This window comes from Bacillus haimaensis, from assembly GCF_048270625.1.
Classification (GTDB): domain Bacteria; phylum Bacillota; class Bacilli; order Bacillales; family Bacillaceae_I; genus Sutcliffiella_A; species Sutcliffiella_A haimaensis.
Genome location: NZ_CP158164.1, coordinates 4,398,363 through 4,414,847, shown reverse-complemented (window position 1 = coordinate 4,414,847; position 16,485 = coordinate 4,398,363). Strand labels below are relative to the sequence as shown.

Annotated in this window: 17 protein-coding genes; 8 read left to right on the top strand and 9 right to left on the bottom strand. The window is 41.6% G+C overall.

Annotation, left to right across the window (positions count from 1 at the left end; translation table 11 throughout):
- Nucleotides 1–99 precede the first annotated feature (99 nt).
- Together ABN702_RS22320 and ABN702_RS22315 are read left to right on the top strand one after the other, a co-directional pair.
- Nucleotides 100–1,134, top strand: coding sequence for a FecCD family ABC transporter permease (locus tag ABN702_RS22320; RefSeq protein WP_417898766.1), 1,035 nt, complete (start codon nucleotides 100–102; stop codon nucleotides 1,132–1,134).
- Nucleotides 1,134–2,165: a FecCD family ABC transporter permease gene (locus ABN702_RS22315; protein WP_417898765.1), complete on the top strand. Its 1,032-nt coding sequence runs from the start codon at nucleotides 1,134–1,136 to the stop codon at nucleotides 2,163–2,165. Before ABN702_RS22320 ends, ABN702_RS22315 begins: the two co-directional genes overlap by 1 nt.
- Nucleotides 2,166–2,525: 360 nt before the next feature.
- Here ABN702_RS22315 and ABN702_RS22310 read toward each other — a convergent pair whose 3' ends face one another.
- The 4 genes from ABN702_RS22310 to ABN702_RS22295 form a co-directional block, all read right to left on the bottom strand.
- Nucleotides 2,526–2,861 carry an antibiotic biosynthesis monooxygenase family protein gene (locus ABN702_RS22310; RefSeq protein WP_417898764.1) on the bottom strand — a complete coding sequence of 112 codons (336 nt, stop codon included), beginning with the start codon at nucleotides 2,859–2,861 and terminating at the stop codon, nucleotides 2,526–2,528.
- A 249-nt stretch (nucleotides 2,862–3,110) separates the two neighbouring features.
- Nucleotides 3,111–3,812: an FAD-dependent oxidoreductase gene (locus tag ABN702_RS22305; protein WP_417898763.1), complete on the bottom strand. Its 702-nt coding sequence runs from the start codon at nucleotides 3,810–3,812 to the stop codon at nucleotides 3,111–3,113.
- A gap of 33 nt (nucleotides 3,813–3,845) precedes the next feature.
- Entirely contained in the window at nucleotides 3,846–4,235 is a 390-nt protein-coding gene (locus ABN702_RS22300) for an SRPBCC family protein (protein ID WP_417898762.1), read from the bottom strand.
- Nucleotides 4,236–4,238: 3 nt separating this feature from the next.
- Nucleotides 4,239–4,559 carry an ArsR/SmtB family transcription factor gene (locus ABN702_RS22295; RefSeq protein ID WP_417898761.1) on the bottom strand — a complete coding sequence of 107 codons (321 nt, stop codon included), beginning with the start codon at nucleotides 4,557–4,559 and terminating at the stop codon, nucleotides 4,239–4,241.
- Nucleotides 4,560–4,856: 297 nt separating this feature from the next.
- Between ABN702_RS22295 and ABN702_RS22290 the strand changes: the two genes are divergently transcribed.
- A complete protein-coding gene (locus ABN702_RS22290; protein WP_417901003.1) occupies nucleotides 4,857–4,985 on the top strand; it encodes a YjcZ family sporulation protein in 129 nt (42 codons plus the stop codon).
- Nucleotides 4,986–5,141: 156 nt separating this feature from the next.
- Here ABN702_RS22290 and ABN702_RS22285 read toward each other — a convergent pair whose 3' ends face one another.
- On the bottom strand, nucleotides 5,142–7,166 hold the full coding sequence (locus ABN702_RS22285) for an anti-sigma factor family protein (protein WP_417898760.1): 2,025 nt from the start codon (nucleotides 7,164–7,166) through the stop codon (nucleotides 5,142–5,144).
- A 472-nt stretch (nucleotides 7,167–7,638) separates the two neighbouring features.
- On the opposite strand from ABN702_RS22285, the gene ABN702_RS22280 reads away from it, so the two are divergent.
- Together ABN702_RS22280 and ABN702_RS22275 are read left to right on the top strand one after the other, a co-directional pair.
- Nucleotides 7,639–8,562: a S66 peptidase family protein gene (locus ABN702_RS22280; RefSeq protein ID WP_417898759.1), complete on the top strand. Its 924-nt coding sequence runs from the start codon at nucleotides 7,639–7,641 to the stop codon at nucleotides 8,560–8,562.
- A gap of 174 nt (nucleotides 8,563–8,736) precedes the next feature.
- Complete coding sequence (locus tag ABN702_RS22275) at nucleotides 8,737–9,444, top strand: hypothetical protein (RefSeq protein ID WP_417898758.1); 708 nt, start codon at nucleotides 8,737–8,739, stop codon at nucleotides 9,442–9,444.
- A gap of 771 nt (nucleotides 9,445–10,215) precedes the next feature.
- Here ABN702_RS22275 and ABN702_RS22270 read toward each other — a convergent pair.
- The 3 genes from ABN702_RS22270 to ABN702_RS22260 form a co-directional block, all read right to left on the bottom strand.
- Nucleotides 10,216–11,037 (bottom strand): carbohydrate ABC transporter permease, encoded by an 822-nt coding sequence (locus ABN702_RS22270; protein ID WP_417898757.1) that lies wholly within the window; start codon nucleotides 11,035–11,037, stop codon nucleotides 10,216–10,218.
- A gap of 8 nt (nucleotides 11,038–11,045) precedes the next feature.
- The gene (locus tag ABN702_RS22265; protein WP_417898756.1) at nucleotides 11,046–11,933 is read right to left on the bottom strand and encodes a carbohydrate ABC transporter permease; all 888 of its coding nucleotides are present in this window, start codon (nucleotides 11,931–11,933) and stop codon (nucleotides 11,046–11,048) included.
- Between the two features lie 77 nt (nucleotides 11,934–12,010).
- Complete coding sequence (locus ABN702_RS22260; protein WP_417898755.1) at nucleotides 12,011–13,228, bottom strand: sugar ABC transporter substrate-binding protein; 1,218 nt, start codon at nucleotides 13,226–13,228, stop codon at nucleotides 12,011–12,013.
- A 518-nt stretch (nucleotides 13,229–13,746) separates the two neighbouring features.
- Between ABN702_RS22260 and ABN702_RS22255 the strand changes: the two genes are divergently transcribed.
- The gene (locus ABN702_RS22255; protein ID WP_417898754.1) at nucleotides 13,747–14,013 is read left to right on the top strand and encodes a hypothetical protein; all 267 of its coding nucleotides are present in this window, start codon (nucleotides 13,747–13,749) and stop codon (nucleotides 14,011–14,013) included.
- Nucleotides 14,013–14,258, top strand: coding sequence for a type II toxin-antitoxin system RelE/ParE family toxin (locus ABN702_RS22250; protein ID WP_417898753.1), 246 nt, complete (start codon nucleotides 14,013–14,015; stop codon nucleotides 14,256–14,258). The genes ABN702_RS22255 and ABN702_RS22250 overlap by 1 nt, the downstream gene beginning before the upstream one ends.
- Nucleotides 14,259–14,467: 209 nt before the next feature.
- Here ABN702_RS22250 and ABN702_RS22245 read toward each other — a convergent pair whose 3' ends face one another.
- On the bottom strand, nucleotides 14,468–15,682 hold the full coding sequence (locus tag ABN702_RS22245; RefSeq protein ID WP_417898752.1) for an NAD(P)/FAD-dependent oxidoreductase: 1,215 nt from the start codon (nucleotides 15,680–15,682) through the stop codon (nucleotides 14,468–14,470).
- A gap of 227 nt (nucleotides 15,683–15,909) precedes the next feature.
- Here ABN702_RS22245 and ABN702_RS22240 point away from each other — a divergent pair, with 227 nt between their 5' ends.
- Complete coding sequence (locus ABN702_RS22240) at nucleotides 15,910–16,434, top strand: hypothetical protein (protein WP_417898751.1); 525 nt, start codon at nucleotides 15,910–15,912, stop codon at nucleotides 16,432–16,434.
- Nucleotides 16,435–16,485 lie beyond the last annotated feature (51 nt).

The window sequence follows — 16,485 nt, the reverse complement described above, 5'->3', positions numbered from 1 at the left end:
ACAAATGCTGTGAAAGGATAGTAGATTAATAACGATTACTTTTAATGATAACGATTATCATTTTCATCTAAAAAAATACATAGAAAAGGACTGATCTTCATGGACAGAACCTCTGCTGACATAACCGCCCCCTTGCAGCCTGTTCACCAAAATTTAATAGGATGGGGCCTGTCCGGTTTAGTGCTAGTATTTCTCGGCATGCTTATATCGATCGGACTTGGGGCCATATGGATTCCCCCTTCTGTTGTGCTGGATTCCATTATCTCTTTTCAAGCAGGGCAAATGGAGCATGAACTTATCATGGAAGTCCGCTTTCCGCGCGCATTTTCTGCGGCACTTGTTGGCGCAGCACTCGCAGTGGCCGGTACCATTATGCAGGGAATCACACGCAATCCGCTTGCCGATCCTTCCATCATCGGCATCACGCATGGTGCAGGGCTTGCCATCGCCATTGCGCTTGCCTTCCTTTCAAGCGGTTCCTATTGGATTCTATTGATCTGGTCGTTTGCAGGCTCTGCGCTTGGAGCCGTGCTGGTACTCTCTTTTTCCTTATTTTCAAAAGAAAGGATATCCCCTGTCACCCTGACCCTGGCAGGTGCAGCATTAAGCACGCTGTTCAGTGCCCTTTCAACTGGCATCGCCCTGTATTTCCAAGTGGCCCAGGATTTGAGCTTCTGGTTTGCTGGCGGATTATCGGGGACAAAATGGCAGCATGTCTTTTTACTGATTCCAGTTGTTTTGGTTGGCCTGGTTCTGTCCCTTTGGATCAGCCGGTCGCTGACAATACTGTCTTTAGGTGAGGAAGTGGCTGCGGGCCTCGGACAATCTCATCAAAAAGTCCGCTGGATCGGGCTGATCGCCGTTATTCTATTATCCGGCGCTGCTGTATCGATTGCCGGTGCCATCGGTTTTATCGGATTGGTCGTTCCCCATATGGTCAGGCTTTTGGTCGGCTCAGATTACCGCCGGCTCATTCCTTTAAGCGCCATAGCAGGTGCCCTTCTACTGATCATCGCAGATATCGGGGCCCGGATGATCAATCCGCCATTTGAAACGCCGGTCAGTGCTGTAACAGCCCTTATTGGTGTTCCATTTTTCTTATATTTGTCCCGACGGAAAAGGGGGTATATGTAATGGATTGGTTGCAAGCCTTGAGCCGCTCCAAAAACTGGCTGGCTGGCTTTTTATTTTTAATCATGGCAACTTTCGTATGGAGCCTGTCGACCGGTGTGATGCCGATCAGTTTTTCAGAAATAGTCGCCACCCTTTCAGGAAACGGTACCCCAAAGCAGGAACTTGTCCTATTTCAGCTCAGAATGCCAAGGATGTTCATTGCGATGCTGATCGGAACAGGACTTGCCCTATCCGGCAGCATTCTACAAGGGCTATCAAGGAATTCCCTGGCTGACCCAGGGATTCTTGGCATCAATGCCGGTGCAGGATTAGCCGTTGTCGTTTCGATCTATCTTTTTGGACAATCCAACGGAAGCTTGCTCTCTGAACCTTTTTTCCTTCCTGTCTTCGCCTTTATTGGGGCGCTTGCAGTCGCTGGCCTGATTTACCGTTTTTCATGGAAAGGCGGGATCGATCCAGAAAGGCTGCTGCTTGTCGGACTGGGATTTAATGCATTATGCGGTGCGCTATTGATGATTCTGCAGCTGAAAATGGATCCAAAGGATTTCCAGCAAGCAGCCATTTGGCTGACAGGAAGCATCTGGGGAACGCAATGGCCATATGTATGGGCTTTGCTTCCATGGATCCTGATCCTTATTCCTGCTGCCTTTTTAAAAGCAAGAACGATGAACCTTTTGCAATTCAAGCAGGAAGTTCCCATCGCACTTGGCTTGAAAGTGGAGGCTGAACGCCGCATACTCCTTTGCCTTTCCGCGGCACTTGCAGGAGCATGTGTAGCTGTCGGAGGCGGGATCGCATTTGTAGGGTTGCTTGCTCCCCACCTTGCCCGGCGGCTGTGCGGACCGAATTACTTTATCAGCCTGCCATTATCAGCACTAATCGGCGCATTTCTCGTGCTTATCGCAGACATGATCGGCAAAAACCTACTGGCCCCTGCAGATATCCCGGTCGGAATCGTCATCTCCGTCATCGGTGCACCCTATTTGATCTTCATGCTTCTTACCAGAAAGGGTGCGGGGATGAAAGTTTAATAGAAAATAAGACTACGGGCTTTAAAAGTACAGCCGTTCTTGCTGAAACTCCCTCTCTTTTTGAGAGGGTTCTGCTTTTTGGTATACCTCAAGCTGATTTGGGTATAGATTGTGTTCCCGTAATTTCGTTTTCGCCCGGAAAAGGCGACTATTCGCCCGCTATTTCCGTTTTCCGCCCGGAAAATTAAAAATACGCCCGCTAATGAAGATTTACGCCCGGAAACACAGCATTTTCGCCCGAATTACAATTTAGCCACTATATCCCGGACTGTACCAAAGCGCACAAAGAGCTATTCACTTGTAAAAGCAATAAAAATGCCCATTCAAAAATCCCTTTATGAATGGGCATCTAACATTACACTATTTCACTTCCGCAGGCTCCCTGTACTGCTTTTGGCCCTGTACATGATAAACATCCTGGCGGCTATCCAAAATAAATCCAGGCTTAGGCACACCGCGGTTCGCACGGTGCCCTGCAAGATGCACCTCGCTGGTTTCCCATGCTTTCCAGGCTTCTTCCGATTCCCAGCGAATCATGACGATCACTTCCTCGTCACCGCTACGCTGCTTTTTCTTCAAGACATTCATTTCAAGAAATCCAGGCTGCTCCTCGATGATCCCTTCTCCTGCAAAACGCTCGACCATTTTATCTGCATGGCCCTCTTTCACTTTGATTGTCTTCAATTGAATAAACATAATAAATTCCTCCTCTGCTCCTTTTCTATCATTATAGTTGATAACGATTATCATTTTCAATAGTTATATTAAACAAACGTTTGATTAAACCGAAGTTCAAATGCTTTTAGATTGAAGCGGCGGTGGGGTTCTCTGCTTCTTTTACATAACAAAAAGGCACCACTAGAGTTGCCCACTAGTTGTGCCTTTTCTCTCACAAAGCTTACGATTGCCCCTGTAAGAAGGATCACTCTGCTTCATTCCCACGCTTCAATTGATCCCCATAAACGCATCCTTTTTAATATTCCGTTTTAAGATGCCATTACTTTTCAAGTGGCCGGTAATAGAGTCTACCATTGACTTCGAACCTGCAATAAAATATTTTGCACTATTATTATTGGTGGTGATAAATTTATCTATTTCTAGATATAATTCGTCCCTTGATGCAAGGTAAGAGGTATCCATTAAGGGATTCAGATTAAATTCATCTTTATAAATATATGATTTTCCGCTATCAAGATAGAGTAGTTTTATTTGTTTCTGAATTCCGTTACCTTCTGCTTCCAATTGCTTTACAATTGCTCGAAATGGAGTAATGCCAATGCCACCTGCAATGAAGAGCGCGGGACTGTTATCATTCAGATAAAAGGATCCGACAGGACCATTCATCCTGATTTTCATCCCTTCTTCTAATTCCAGCAAAGCTTTTTTAAATTCGCTCGGCTTATCACTGATTGCTGTTGTAATTTTAACCACATTCTCAGCAGGAGTGGATGCGACAGTTAATGGACGTGTAGCGTTTTTTATCTTCCTGTGAGTTATCGTGAATAGACCATGCTGCCCTGCATGCCAAGTTAGATCTTTTTCTTTTTCGAAAAGAAAGGTATAGACACCATCGGATTCTTTATTCCTTTTTAAGAATGCCAGATCACTTTTTTTAAGTATTGCAAATGTATCTTTTAAGAAACTCATTTCACTATCCCCTTACTATTCTGTTGGTTGGTGTTACTCTTCCTCCAACACGTTTTTCAGTTCATCAATCATCATTGCCCATCCATATTTCGCACCATTGAACGCTTGATTCTCCGCTTCGAACCCTGAATGCTCAAGATGCAGGTGGGTTGTTTCCCCCTCTTGTTTAAGCGTCCATGTGACAATAGTGTCTATTGGTCCACCCACCCATGTGTAGGATAGTTTGTGAGGTTTGTCCACTATCAGTACTTCACTATCCACAATCAGCCCTATTGCCTCATTTCGGAACTGACATTTGTATCCTACAATCGGTCTAAAGTTATTCTCCATGACCCATTGGGCTAGCGTATCCGAATGTGTCAAGGCGCCCCAAACCTTATCAATGGGACTCTTAAATTGAAAATCTAATGATAAATCGGCCATTTACTATTCCTCCAAAATTTTTTTAAGTACACTCGCTCTTTCATTCCAGAACTCCTCATAAAAAGATAACCAGTCCTTGACTTCCTTTAAGGGAGCTGCATTCAGCCTATACCTTGTTTCTCTGCCTATTTTACGATTAGTTACTAAGTCGGCTTCCTTGAGGATGGCCAGATGCTTCGAAACAGCAGTACGTCCCATTTCAAAATGAGGAGTCAGTTCGTAAAGAGGCAATTCATCCGAGACTGCCAACAGACGTATTAATTTGCGTCTTGTCGGATCTGCAATGGCTACATAAACGTCACGCTCCTGGTAAGCATGGTTCAAAAATCCTTCCTCCCTTCCACTTTCCTTATTAGACACCATTCAGTGTCATAATTATACGACACTAAATGGTGTCTAATAAGGAAAGCAAGAAAAACCGTGACACCCACCCATTTATTAGGTTGACAGGTTCTTCTTTCGACTAGGTGAGTATAATGCAGTATAAGTTATCCTAAACCGAAAGGAAGTAAAGAGAATATGTATGCTAACGTAAATGCACCACCTAATATGGTGGCAGGAATAAATGCACCTCCAAACATACCAGCACCACAAATGGTAGCAGGTGTAATGGAAGCCCCTATGCCTCATTATGCTGCCCCTGCTTATGGATATGGTTGCCCTGCTCCATGCCATGGTAACACCTTTTTATTAATTGTTGTGTTGTTTATCTTGCTGATCATTGTAGGGTGTAGTTTCCCTAAGTGTTAATTTGTATGGGGGACAGGTAAAGCATCCCGTTTACACATTAAATAGCTAAAAAGTACCAAAAGGGGTTCCGTTGAAAGTAGAAAACTTTCAAACGGAACCCCTTTTTGCATTAAATTTAAAGAAGCAGAGAACCGTCCCCTCGCTTCCCTCGCTTCCTTAATTCAACGGAATCCTCTCCAACCCATCCACAACTAAATGATTGGATACGTAATAAGCATCTACCCAAATGGTTTCGGGGATTTCCTGATTTGTCGGAATCTCCAATTTCATCAGTGTATTCTTGTCTTCCATCCAGTTCTCTCCCTCGTAATAGTTATGCCAGTTAGCATAGTATTCGAGGTATTGAGTTCCTTGATCTCTCAATGCCCAATGAAATCGTTTGATAAAGGAGTCGTTCGATTGTGTTCCTGTAAGGACGATGCTGTACCGTTCCGAATTATTTCCATCAGCTTCCAGGATTTTCACGGTCAGATAGTCAAGACTCGTACCGTTAAATTCCAGGCCAATCGGTGCTTTCTCCACTTCCTCCATCTTGATTGGGATTTCAAGCGAAACAGGCTCTGAATAACTTACTTCACTCAGCTCCACAAAAAGCTTCTCCCCATCACGCAATGGCCGGATTATTTCTTTGCTGCCTTCTTCCAAAATGTAAGGAAGGTAGGCATTTCGGGCATGCATGGCGCTTGCGTCCACTTCTATCTCTTCATTAAACGCAAAAGGAGTGAGGCCACCAGCTTGAAGTACTTCCTCCCCGTCTTTATTCACTACCCGGTATGCGGCATAGGGATGGGGGGATTCGATAGGATGATCTGATGCTTCTCGCAATGTCTCCATGTGTTTTTCAATCCGATTCTTTTCCTCACCCGTAAAGTCCACTTTCACTTCAAGAAGGCTGCTAGTGTCAGTTGAAGAAAAGTTACTTATATCCAACTCCAGGATATCTTCAAAGACGAATGGTTGATCATGTGCATACTTCGTTTGTTCCTTGCTTCCTTTGGCATAGGCAACAGGAATATCAAGGTTCCATGATCCGAATACGCCGCCGATCCTACTTGTCCGGAATTGAAGAATAAACTCATCCGGGATTTCCTCTACATCCAACCGGTCCACATTGAAATAAATGGTCCCCTCTGTCTTCTCTTCATTGAGAGATATGATGGAGTGCGGCAGGGGATGGACTTCTTCGCCTATTTTCACAAAAATAAGCTCCGGTTTTGCAAGTAGCTGCTCTCCGGTTTCCGTATATTCTGGGACCAGCTCCTTCTCACTTGATTGGATGGTAAAGTGCAGCGCAGTAGAGAGGGCGGTAAGGTCCATCCCCGTCATCTCTATCGTAATTCCGGCATCCTCTGCCACATAGGTCCCCCCGTCCCATACGTTATAGAAGGAACCATGCTTCACGTAGTTGCTTGCCAGGGTTTTCATGTGGGTAAGCTCTGGCAGGTAGGCCATGAATGTAAGAAAAGCGGCTACCATTACAGTCAATGCGAGGATCTGCTTCAAAAGAGCCTTCTTCTTTTTCTTTTTTTCATACGTTTTGAATCGTGCCTTTACGCGGTCTTCCAACTCATCTGAATCATCAAAAGGAAGCGCCGGATTAAAAAAACGATGTAGAAAGGAAGCTGCATTTTTCCACGTCTCTATCCTTTTCCTGCAGGTCGGACAAAATTCAAGATGATCCTCCACACTCGCTTTGTCTTTTTGATTTTCCACATAATCAATGAGGGTGTCCTTCGATAAACATTCTTTTGGAGTGTCTGTCGTTTCCAAGAGTAGCGTATTCATTTCCTTTTTTGCTGATAACAGAATTTCAGTTACAGTACGTTGATCTTGCTGCAGAATCTTGGTGAGTGTTGAGGTGGGGTAGTTCCAAACATGATGCAGGAGAAGTAATTGCTGGTCCGTGTGAGGGAGGTTATGAAAATACTCCTCAAATTCCAGCCCAATATCGTGATGACGCGTTCCGGCTATTCGAATCCTTTTTACTTGTAGGATGCAGGAGGTAAACGTTACCTTCATCAAATCCTCTATAGGCAATACAGCCTCTTCTGTTTCATTCGTGAGGTTCACATAAAGCTGTTCACAAGCAGAAGCGGCCAGCTCCAACTGTTCTTCCTCTTGGTATTCAAAAATGGAAGCAAACTGAAGAACTGTGTCTTGATGCTCCCTTACAAACTTCAAAACTATACTAGGTTTTATCTTTGTGACCTTCTTCCTTCCGATGGCTTTTCACCTGCCCTAAACAATTAATTTAGGATAATTATACCATTTATACTAGAATAAGAGATTTAAATTTGTTGAAAAAAGAATCCATTGATGAGATGTTGGTAGTAGACCCACATGGATATCATAGCGCTTGTAGCGTTATGCGATACGTACCTTACTGCCGGTATATGAATGGAAAAAATAGAGAAACTGATATAGCGCTACCCGATACGGATGTACGCTTACCTCAGGCCCCAAAATGATGCCAGGTGAGCATACCACTTAACCTGACATATCGCGTATCGCCAGGCGATATATAAAAGGAAGCAGAGAACCGTCCCCCGCTTCCCCTCCTTTCACTTCTCAAACTAATTTCTCTTCATATACATATTAATAATGGGAGTCTGTTTGCGATTGACACTTACAATCTAGTGAGGGAGAGATAAATATGGCCATAAAACCGCCGGTGCTGCAAAGGGGTGACACGATTGGATTGGTGACGCCGGGCAGCCCTCTTGATGCCACGATTATTAATACGAGAATACAATATTTGAGGGATATGGGGTTTAACATTGCTTTTGGCGCAAATCTGTACTCTTATGATGGAATTGTTGCGGCACCTGCGGAAGAAAGGGCCGAGGATGTTATGAGCATGTTCCGTAATAAGAGTGTCAAGATGATCCTCCCTGCACGGGGCGGGACTGGTGTTCAGACGATTCTTCCCTTTCTGGATTTTGATGTAATAAGGGCGAATCCTAAGATCATATCTGGCTATAGCGACATAACCATACTGCTGAACTGCTTGTTTCAGTTCAGTGATATCGTCACGTTCCATAGCTTGATGCTCATTGATTTTCGAAATGAAACGCCTGCCTATAATTTCAACCAGTTTTTTGAAGCGACCTCCACATTTACTTCGCCCCGAATCATCCGGAATCCACCGGATATGCCGCTGATGAGTGTCGTACCCGGAAATGTAACAGGTCCCATCATAGGGGGAAATATGACATCACTAGTCGGTACGCTCGGTACTCCATTTGAAATTGACACAAAAGGGAAAATTCTGTTCCTGGAAGAAACCCACTCACCCACCAATATGATCTATCGGTACCTTGCCCAGCTTTCCATGGCGGGTAAATTCAATGATTGCCTTGGCATCATCATGGGGCAGTGTACGGAATGTCCCGTATCCTATAACACCACGTATGCAGATTTAATTAGTCAAATTCTAGTACCTTTAGGAAAACCGCTTATGGTCAACCTCGCTACAGGACATGGCAGATTTAAAGCTGCGATCCCGATTGGGGCCTCCGTTAACTTGAATACGATTAATAATACTTTGACTGTGCTTGAGGCGACTGTTTCTTATTGAGGGGGGCATTTATTTAAGGTGCCTGGCCCCCAGTGTATTAAAGCGTTAACGCGCCGGGGTCAGGCACCTTATTTAATTTTAAAAACTATAAAAATGCCAAACAAGTAACTCTAGGCGATATGCCCCTTGCAAATATCCTATTAAACCTTCATATTGATAGATAGGAGGTGCGATATGCGAAACGATATACAACCAAATGAACGGGCTTTTTCCACCAAGGAAGTGGCAGAAGAAGTGGGAATTGCGACGCCCACGGTGAGGAAATATGGACAAATACTAGAACGGAACGGCTATGAGTTTCTAAAGGATGGAGACCGGCGAATCTTTGTTGAATCCGATATAACGGCGCTTGTAGCGTTACGCGATACGGACAAGCCGCTTGATAGCACCGCAAGGGATCTTGTCCTTCAACAAAAAGAAAGATTAGAAGATATGATTGAAACCGATATAGCGCTACCCGATACGGATGAGGCCTTGCCGCAAGACCCGAATCAGTTAAAAGAGGCCTTCAGGTACCTGGTCAATGAGCTTGCAGCGACTCGTGAAATGAATGTGCAACTAAAAAACGATATGGCACATATCATCACAACTGTTGCGCAGCTTCAGCAGGATCATCATGTGATAAGCTCAAGTATTGGAAACGCCTCGCAACGAACGAATACTAAAATAGAAAAATTATCGGAGCAGCAAAAAGCACACTACGAAAGTTTACTAGAACAAGAAAAACAAAGAACGGAATTCTTACAGGAAGAGATAAAAAAAATGCGGGATGAGCAGCAAAAAGAGTGGGTATCACAAAGTGATTTTAATAAGCGATTAGAAGAAGAACTGCAAAAACGTAACGGGAATTGGAACTGGCTGTTTTCTCTTTTCAAGAAATAAAAGTTAAGTAAGAGTAGTGTTAAATTACGGTCGTGTATCGCCAGGCGATATACTGCAGTTTAAAACCGTTTTATACATATAAGATACTGATGTTAGCACTTACTCTTACTTTTTTGTTCTATATGGAAATTATATATCGCCTCCAAATACGACATATATCGCTTGAAGATCACCCCATGTGATGTGAAAAACTCTTATTTCACTTTCAAATTTCAACAATTTCCTGAGAAATATCTGCAAAATTCGAGTAGGTATCGACAATAAAAGATTCATATGAACTGTTCCCTAAACCCACCAATTCCCTAAGTATGTCTAAGCCAACTAAAAGTTCCAACCTTCCCCGTTGTCAGTAATACATGTTCCTGTAAAGTAATCACCCTAGTCGTAGTTTAGCGAATTTGGACTTTTCACATGAAAAAAGCACAACTAACAGTTAACCGATAGTTGTGCCTTAGCTATCTTTTAATCTTCGAAAAAGCTTCTATCATCCTGTTCAGAGTGTTGGGCTTCTAGCCTTGATATTTCTGTCCCATCATCGAACTGAAGCAAGGGTTGGTGTTTTTCCAGTATCATAATCATCCCAGCAGCATTGTTCGAATTCGGTGAGGTTGTATTGAACCATAATTACCCCATGTTCTTCAGCCAAAGGTGCTAGAATCGGTGTAGTTGCCATACATGCTGGACAAGTAGATGAAAAAAAGAGACCGTAACAGTCTCTTTGTCGATATCTTACCTGCCAGTGAAGCAGAGAACCGTCCCCGCGCTTCCGTCTCATTTAATACCGGATACATTAAACCCTTCAATAATTTGTTTTTGAAAAATAACAAAGATAATCAAAATCGGGATAACCATTATTGCCGAACCGGCCATCTGTAAGCCATAGTTGGTAACATTCTGGTCTTGTAAAAGGGCAAGGCCAACAGATAATGTGTAGTAAGATTGATCATTAGCCACAATTAATGGCCATAGGAAGCTATTCCATGCACCGATAAAGGTTAAGATAACTTGCACTGCTATGATTGGCTTGGACAACGGCAGTATTAATTTCAGGAAAATAAATAACTCTCCGGCACCATCCAGTCTTGCAGCTTCCAATAAATCATTTGGAATGGTAACCATGAACTGTTTAATAAGGAAAATATTAAACGCAGAAATCAGCCCCGGTATCACAATACCTGTCATCGTATTTGTTAATCCTAACTCATTGAGGATTACATAGGTTGGTATCATTGTTACTTGTGCTGGTATCATCAAGGTTATTAGAACAATGACAAACAATATCCCCTTACCACGGAATTCAAATTTTCCAAACCCGTAACCAGCCATCGTATTAAGAAGTAAACCAAACATTGACCAGATTACAATAATCAACGTGTTAACCAAATAAATGTCAAAATCCAGGTTTTGGAATAACTCGATATAGTGTTGAAAAATTGGTTCTTTCGGAAACAAAGTTGGTGGAATGCTTAATACTTCTCTATCAGTTTTAAAGGAACTAAGAATCATCCAAATAAACGGCAACGAAACGAGTGCACCACCAACACAAAGTAGAGCAATGACAATTCCTTTTTCTAATCTGTTTTTTAAATGCATACCGCACCTCACATACTTTGTTCTGACTTACTTATTTTAAATTGAATAAGTGTAAATGTAATAATGATTGCAAAAAGTATAAATGATCCGGCAGCACCATAACCAAATTCATTATATTGGAAGCCTTCTTGATAGATAAATAAGGCTATGGAATTTGTCCCATTTAACGGTCCGCCTTCTGTCAGGACGAACGGTTCTTCAAAGAACTGGAACCAACCTATCAATGTAGTCACTGTAACAAAGAAAGTAGCAAAGCTCATGGAAGGAAGCGTAATTTTTATTAATTTCTGCCATCTATTAGCTCCATCAATATCAGCTGCCTCGTAATACATTTTGGGGATAGACTGCAATGCAGCTAAGAATATCAACATACTAACTCCATTACTCTTCCAAACGGCTAACAAGATAAGAGAGAGTTTTGCAATAAATGGATCATCCAACCATGGAACAGCAGCTACATTTAATAGCGAAAGGATATAATTGAACAGACCATATTTATTGTTGTATAAAAACCCCCAAATTACCGCTATCGCTACAATATTTGTAACTGATGGCATGTAAAAAATGACCCGGAAGGTTGAAGATAACCAATTGCTTACCAGATTCAACAAATATGCGATAATGAACGAACTGGAAACCGCCAACGGCACCCCGATAATGACATAAAAAAAAGTATTACCAATGGCCTGAAAAAAGGTGTCATCTTGTAAAAGTTCAAGATAGTTTTTCATTCCGATAAAACTAATTTGTGACCAGTTTGCCAGTCCAAGCAAATCCATGTTTGTAAAACTAATAATTAAGGCTAGAAGGATAGGTAAAAATGCAAAAACCATCAATAATATGATAGCAGGTGCAATAAATAAGTAAGGTGTCATTTTCATTTTAAAGCTATTCATTTTTATCCCCCTTTCTGGATACTAAAAAAGAACCTAGGGTGCAAACACAAATGTTGCATGCACCCTTTTGTCTCATATTATTCAGATAGAATTTTTGTAACTTCTGCTTGTAGATCTTCTATTGCCGAATCAATGTCCTTATTACCATGAGCAACCTGTTCAAGCATTTTCAGTACTTCTTGTCCAATTCTATTATTCTCTTTAATATTTGGTGGCGTTTCAGTAATTTTTAATTGTTCACCAAAAGTCGCTACCATGGAATTATCCGTTAAAGCTGAATCTTCCCAAGCCTTAATATTGGCAGGAAGTTCACTACCCAGCTCATGCCATTTCAATTGCGTTTCTGGACTAGCCATCCAATTGACAAAATCCAGTGCTTGTTCCTCTTTTTTAGTGCTATGGAAAATTGTTAAATGTGATCCACCAATCATTGATTTATTTGTACCTCCATCAGGCATAACACGAACATCCCATTTTCCATCAATATCAGGTGCTTGTTCTTTTACAATTCCCATCATCCATGGACCACTAAAGAACATAGGCTTTGATCCGTCAGCAAATGCCTGTACACCATCTTTACCTTTCTCTAATTGAGATAGTTCTTCTTCATAGAACGTTTTATAATATTCAACCATTTTTTTGAATGCTGGGTCTGCGAAATTTTCTGCGCCTTTTTCGATATCATACTCCCAACCTTGTTGCCAAGCAAAAGACCAAATATGGTTAATATCGGTTCCTAAGTCTACGGAATACTGATCATCGCCTCTGTCTGCAAGTTGTCTGGAAGCGTCAAGCAACTCTTCCCATGTTTCAGGACCTTCCGGATATCCGACTTCACCTAAAAGGTCAGTTCGATAATACAGTAACCGTGTATCAACATGCCAAGGTATACCATACGTTTTACCATCTATTACAGATGTTTTTAATGCCCCTTCATAAAAATTATCTGAGCCCAGATTTGGATATTCATCCATTTTTTCAGTTAAATCAAGAAAGGCACCTGCCCCTGCAAACTGAACCATCTGTGTGGAGCCCATTTGCAATACATCTGGACCTTTTCCTGAAGCAACAGCAGTCAATATTTTGTCATGAGCCTGATCCCAAGGGATAGCCTGAATCTCAACTTTAATTCCTGACTCCTTTTCATACTCTTCAATTAATGGCTCCCAACTTGCAGCTCCCATCTGCCATACCTTTAATGTTTTTGAGTTTCCACTTGTTTCTTTGTTAGAACATCCAGAAAGAATAAAAATAAAACCAAGCATCATTACAAATAAAAACCTGAACTTTTTCAATGAACTCCCACCTCTTTGCTTTTATTTGAATAAATACACGCCAAACTATTGAAACGTTTCGAAAAAAGCCTTAAAGAATCCCCCCTATTACATTAAATTATTCCTGATTAATAGATTAATTATTTAAATTAATCTAATTTATTAGAATTATATGTCAACTTTAAAGCGTTGTCTATACTTTTTGACAACGCTTTCTTTTTTCATTAGGCTGTTTTTGAATATTTTGTTTTAAAAGGGGCCTGACCCCCGGTGCGTTAATGCTTTACTACACTGGGGGTCAGGCCCTTTTTCTACCACTTTTCTCAGATATGTAAGTTATAATCCCTTCAACCGCTCCTATAATCCCTTATATAAGTGCCGTTACTGCTGCAGTATTTGATTCATTCTGGATGATAACAGTTTGTGTTGGATGATAATGAATGAAGGAACAGTGTGACGTACTCCCCCTCTGAGAACGCACTTTCATCCCGGATATTTTATGGTATAATAAGGGAAATGACTTAATGGTGATGATTATTATGGGAAAAATTAAATCTTCTGAAGAGCTTATGGAATATATCTCAAATATGAATAGCGCTAACTCTGTACTTCAATTCTCCATCCCTGGTAAGGGTAAATTTACACTTGTTTTACAAGAAGAAGATGACCTAACCATAAAATCTGAAGCCGAAGAAAACTCTGAGCTGCAACGTATGTTGAAGGAGAGTCAAGAGCAGTACGAAAATGGACAGGGTATGTCTACCAAAGAAATAATTAAATCTTTGTCCAAAAAGGACTTTATGTAATGTTTGATCGAAATGTTATTTGGTCTCCTGCTGTTAAGGAAAAACTCACTCAGTTTAGGAGTGATAGGTTTACCCCTGAAGAGACTTTTGACTTCATCTCACAATTCATCTTAGAAACCGAAGAGCTATTAAACAATCCTATTATCGGGAAATCATATACTGAAGAAATTGGAAAATACAAGGGCATTACAAGAGTAGTTGTTAAAAAGTTTAGGGTTTATTATAAACTTTTTAATAATGTTTAGTTATTTTAGCTATTCTTTTTCTTGGGGAAAATTAAATAACTTGTTATTAAACACCAAAAGACCATATGAAGGAATTCATTATGGTCTTTTCTTATGCAGGTATAGAAAATGTAGCGGCTAACTTAGAGTGGCGGTTCCCTCGATGCCCTCTTGACTTAGAATTGGCATAGATGGGACATGGGAACTGTCCCCTCTGTCGCTCTCCCACTTCAAAAACTTTCAGCACGTTCGATAGTAAATAATCGCGAAGCAGGGTGCGCTCCTTTTGTGATCAAGTCTTTAATAATGTTGGCACCTAGCATGCTATAGACCGTCCCATTTCCGCCAAAGCCTAAACAATAATACTCACCTAGGCGGTTTGGATGTTCCCCGATATATGGCAAGCCATCGTGTGATTCACCGAAGGTCGCGCACCAGGCATGGGAAATTTTTGGTGAGAGGTCTGGAAAGTGCTCTTTGATTTTTTGAAGGATGCGCTCTCCTCGCTCTTCAATCAATCCCTCGTTTAACGGTGCTTCTGGTGTGTCTTCATCCAGGCCGCCAGCAACGATTCTACCGTCTTTTGTTGTTCTCATGTAAAGATATGGTCGTTTTGTTTCCCAAATCATCCACTCTTTGTACCACGTTCTTAAGGAAGGGACCGGTTCGGTTACGATTGCATACGAACGGTTCAGGTCTGCGCCCATCTTAGCAGCTAGAAAGTCATTTTCATATCCTGTCGCAAAAATGATATAGCGCGCTGATATAGTGCCTTTTTCCGATTCGCATGTAAACCCATGAACGGTTTTGTTTTTTTGCAATAATGGGGTCTGTTCATAGATTCTGACACCTCTGGCTGCAGCGTCTTTTAACATGATCTGAACACATTTATATGGATTCACATCTGCATCTCCGCTCGTGACAAGAGCAGCAGGCTTGGAAAATGGAAACCTGGAAGAAATGTCCGATGGTTCCAAGTATTCAACGGGAAAATCGTTCTTCTTTAAAGCCTCATATTCACGGGCTAGCTTTGCCACGTCTTCCTTGGAGCTTGCATAGTACAGACTTTTCTGCTGCCTGAACTCCGGATCCTCTGAAAGCTCAGATGCGACCTTCGTTAAATCCTTCATCGCATCCTGACAGAGCTTGTAAAAGTAAACCGCATCCTGCTCCCCCATTTGTTCCATCAGTTCGTGAAGCATCTTGTCACTGGAGAACTGCAGTAGCCCTGTATTCGCTGAGGAACTGCCGGAACCTGGATGCCTTCTATCGATTAAAGCAACATCCAATTCCGTTTCCCAGCTCAATACATGCGCACACAGAGCGCCAGCCATGCCTCCGCCGACGATCAATACGTCGCATGCGATGTCTTCTTCTAATTTTGGAAAATGAGTGATATTTGTATAAGATTCAGGCCAATATAGGTGACCATTGTGTAAATTCATATGTACTCCTCCTCGTCTTCCATTTATTCCCCTGAAATTCGTGGAAGAAACGCAGGGAAGGAAATAATTTCAAAAGCATCGAGGTTTGGGAAAGTAAGCAGAGAGCCGTCCCCTTGCTTCCGTGAGTATACTTCTGCCATGAAAAAATCCTTTTTTTGTTATCTTACCAAAATTTAATAATGTGATAGAATAAGAGAAAAAAACGCTTTCCAAATGGAGGAAATGACATGAAAAAGAGAACAAAAATTATTTCTACAACAGTTGGTGCATTGGTACTGGGATTGGGCATTATGAGCTCGGATGCGTTAGCGGAAGGTAAACAAAAGTTAGCTCACTTAGTTATGGAACATGAACAAAAGATAGCAGCATTAGAAGAAGCATTCCAGAGTCTGAATCATAGTTCTGGTAATGAAGAAATACCTCAGGAAACACTAGATGCCTTACATAGAGAAGTGGGAATTACTTTGTTTCAATTTGATGATTATTGGGATGAAGAAATCGACGATATGGCAAAAATAAATATAACCGAATATAAAGTCATTGATTCAAATGGTGAAGCAATTGTGCAAGTATTCATCGAAGGAACTTATGGGTGGAAACAAGATGATAATGGAGCGTTTGAACCTGGGCGTGTTCTTGCTTATAACTTTATTAATCACTTCCATCCATTTGCTGAGATCTATGGTGTAGAAGTAAAGTATAAGTTCTATCAAAATGGTGAACGTGTAGGTGCTGAACTACTTAAGCCCTAGTCTAGTAATAGTAGATGCATTAGGTTAGAGAGGAAATAAATAAAACAGCAG

Coding starts and splice junctions, on each gene's coding strand:
- ABN702_RS22320 (WP_417898766.1), top strand. CDS start 100: ATGGACAGAACCTCTGCTGACATAACCGCCCCCTTGCAGCCTGTTCAC.
- ABN702_RS22315 (WP_417898765.1), top strand. CDS start 1,134: ATGGATTGGTTGCAAGCCTTGAGCCGCTCCAAAAACTGGCTGGCTGGC.
- ABN702_RS22310 (WP_417898764.1), bottom strand. CDS start 2,861: ATGTTTATTCAATTGAAGACAATCAAAGTGAAAGAGGGCCATGCAGAT.
- ABN702_RS22305 (WP_417898763.1), bottom strand. CDS start 3,812: ATGAGTTTCTTAAAAGATACATTTGCAATACTTAAAAAAAGTGATCTG.
- ABN702_RS22300 (WP_417898762.1), bottom strand. CDS start 4,235: ATGGCCGATTTATCATTAGATTTTCAATTTAAGAGTCCCATTGATAAG.
- ABN702_RS22290 (WP_417901003.1), top strand. CDS start 4,857: ATGCCTCATTATGCTGCCCCTGCTTATGGATATGGTTGCCCTGCTCCA.
- ABN702_RS22280 (WP_417898759.1), top strand. CDS start 7,639: ATGGCCATAAAACCGCCGGTGCTGCAAAGGGGTGACACGATTGGATTG.
- ABN702_RS22275 (WP_417898758.1), top strand. CDS start 8,737: ATGCGAAACGATATACAACCAAATGAACGGGCTTTTTCCACCAAGGAA.
- ABN702_RS22270 (WP_417898757.1), bottom strand. CDS start 11,037: ATGCATTTAAAAAACAGATTAGAAAAAGGAATTGTCATTGCTCTACTT.
- ABN702_RS22265 (WP_417898756.1), bottom strand. CDS start 11,933: ATGAATAGCTTTAAAATGAAAATGACACCTTACTTATTTATTGCACCT.
- ABN702_RS22255 (WP_417898754.1), top strand. CDS start 13,747: ATGGGAAAAATTAAATCTTCTGAAGAGCTTATGGAATATATCTCAAAT.
- ABN702_RS22250 (WP_417898753.1), top strand. CDS start 14,013: ATGTTTGATCGAAATGTTATTTGGTCTCCTGCTGTTAAGGAAAAACTC.
- ABN702_RS22245 (WP_417898752.1), bottom strand. CDS start 15,682: ATGAATTTACACAATGGTCACCTATATTGGCCTGAATCTTATACAAAT.
- ABN702_RS22240 (WP_417898751.1), top strand. CDS start 15,910: ATGAAAAAGAGAACAAAAATTATTTCTACAACAGTTGGTGCATTGGTA.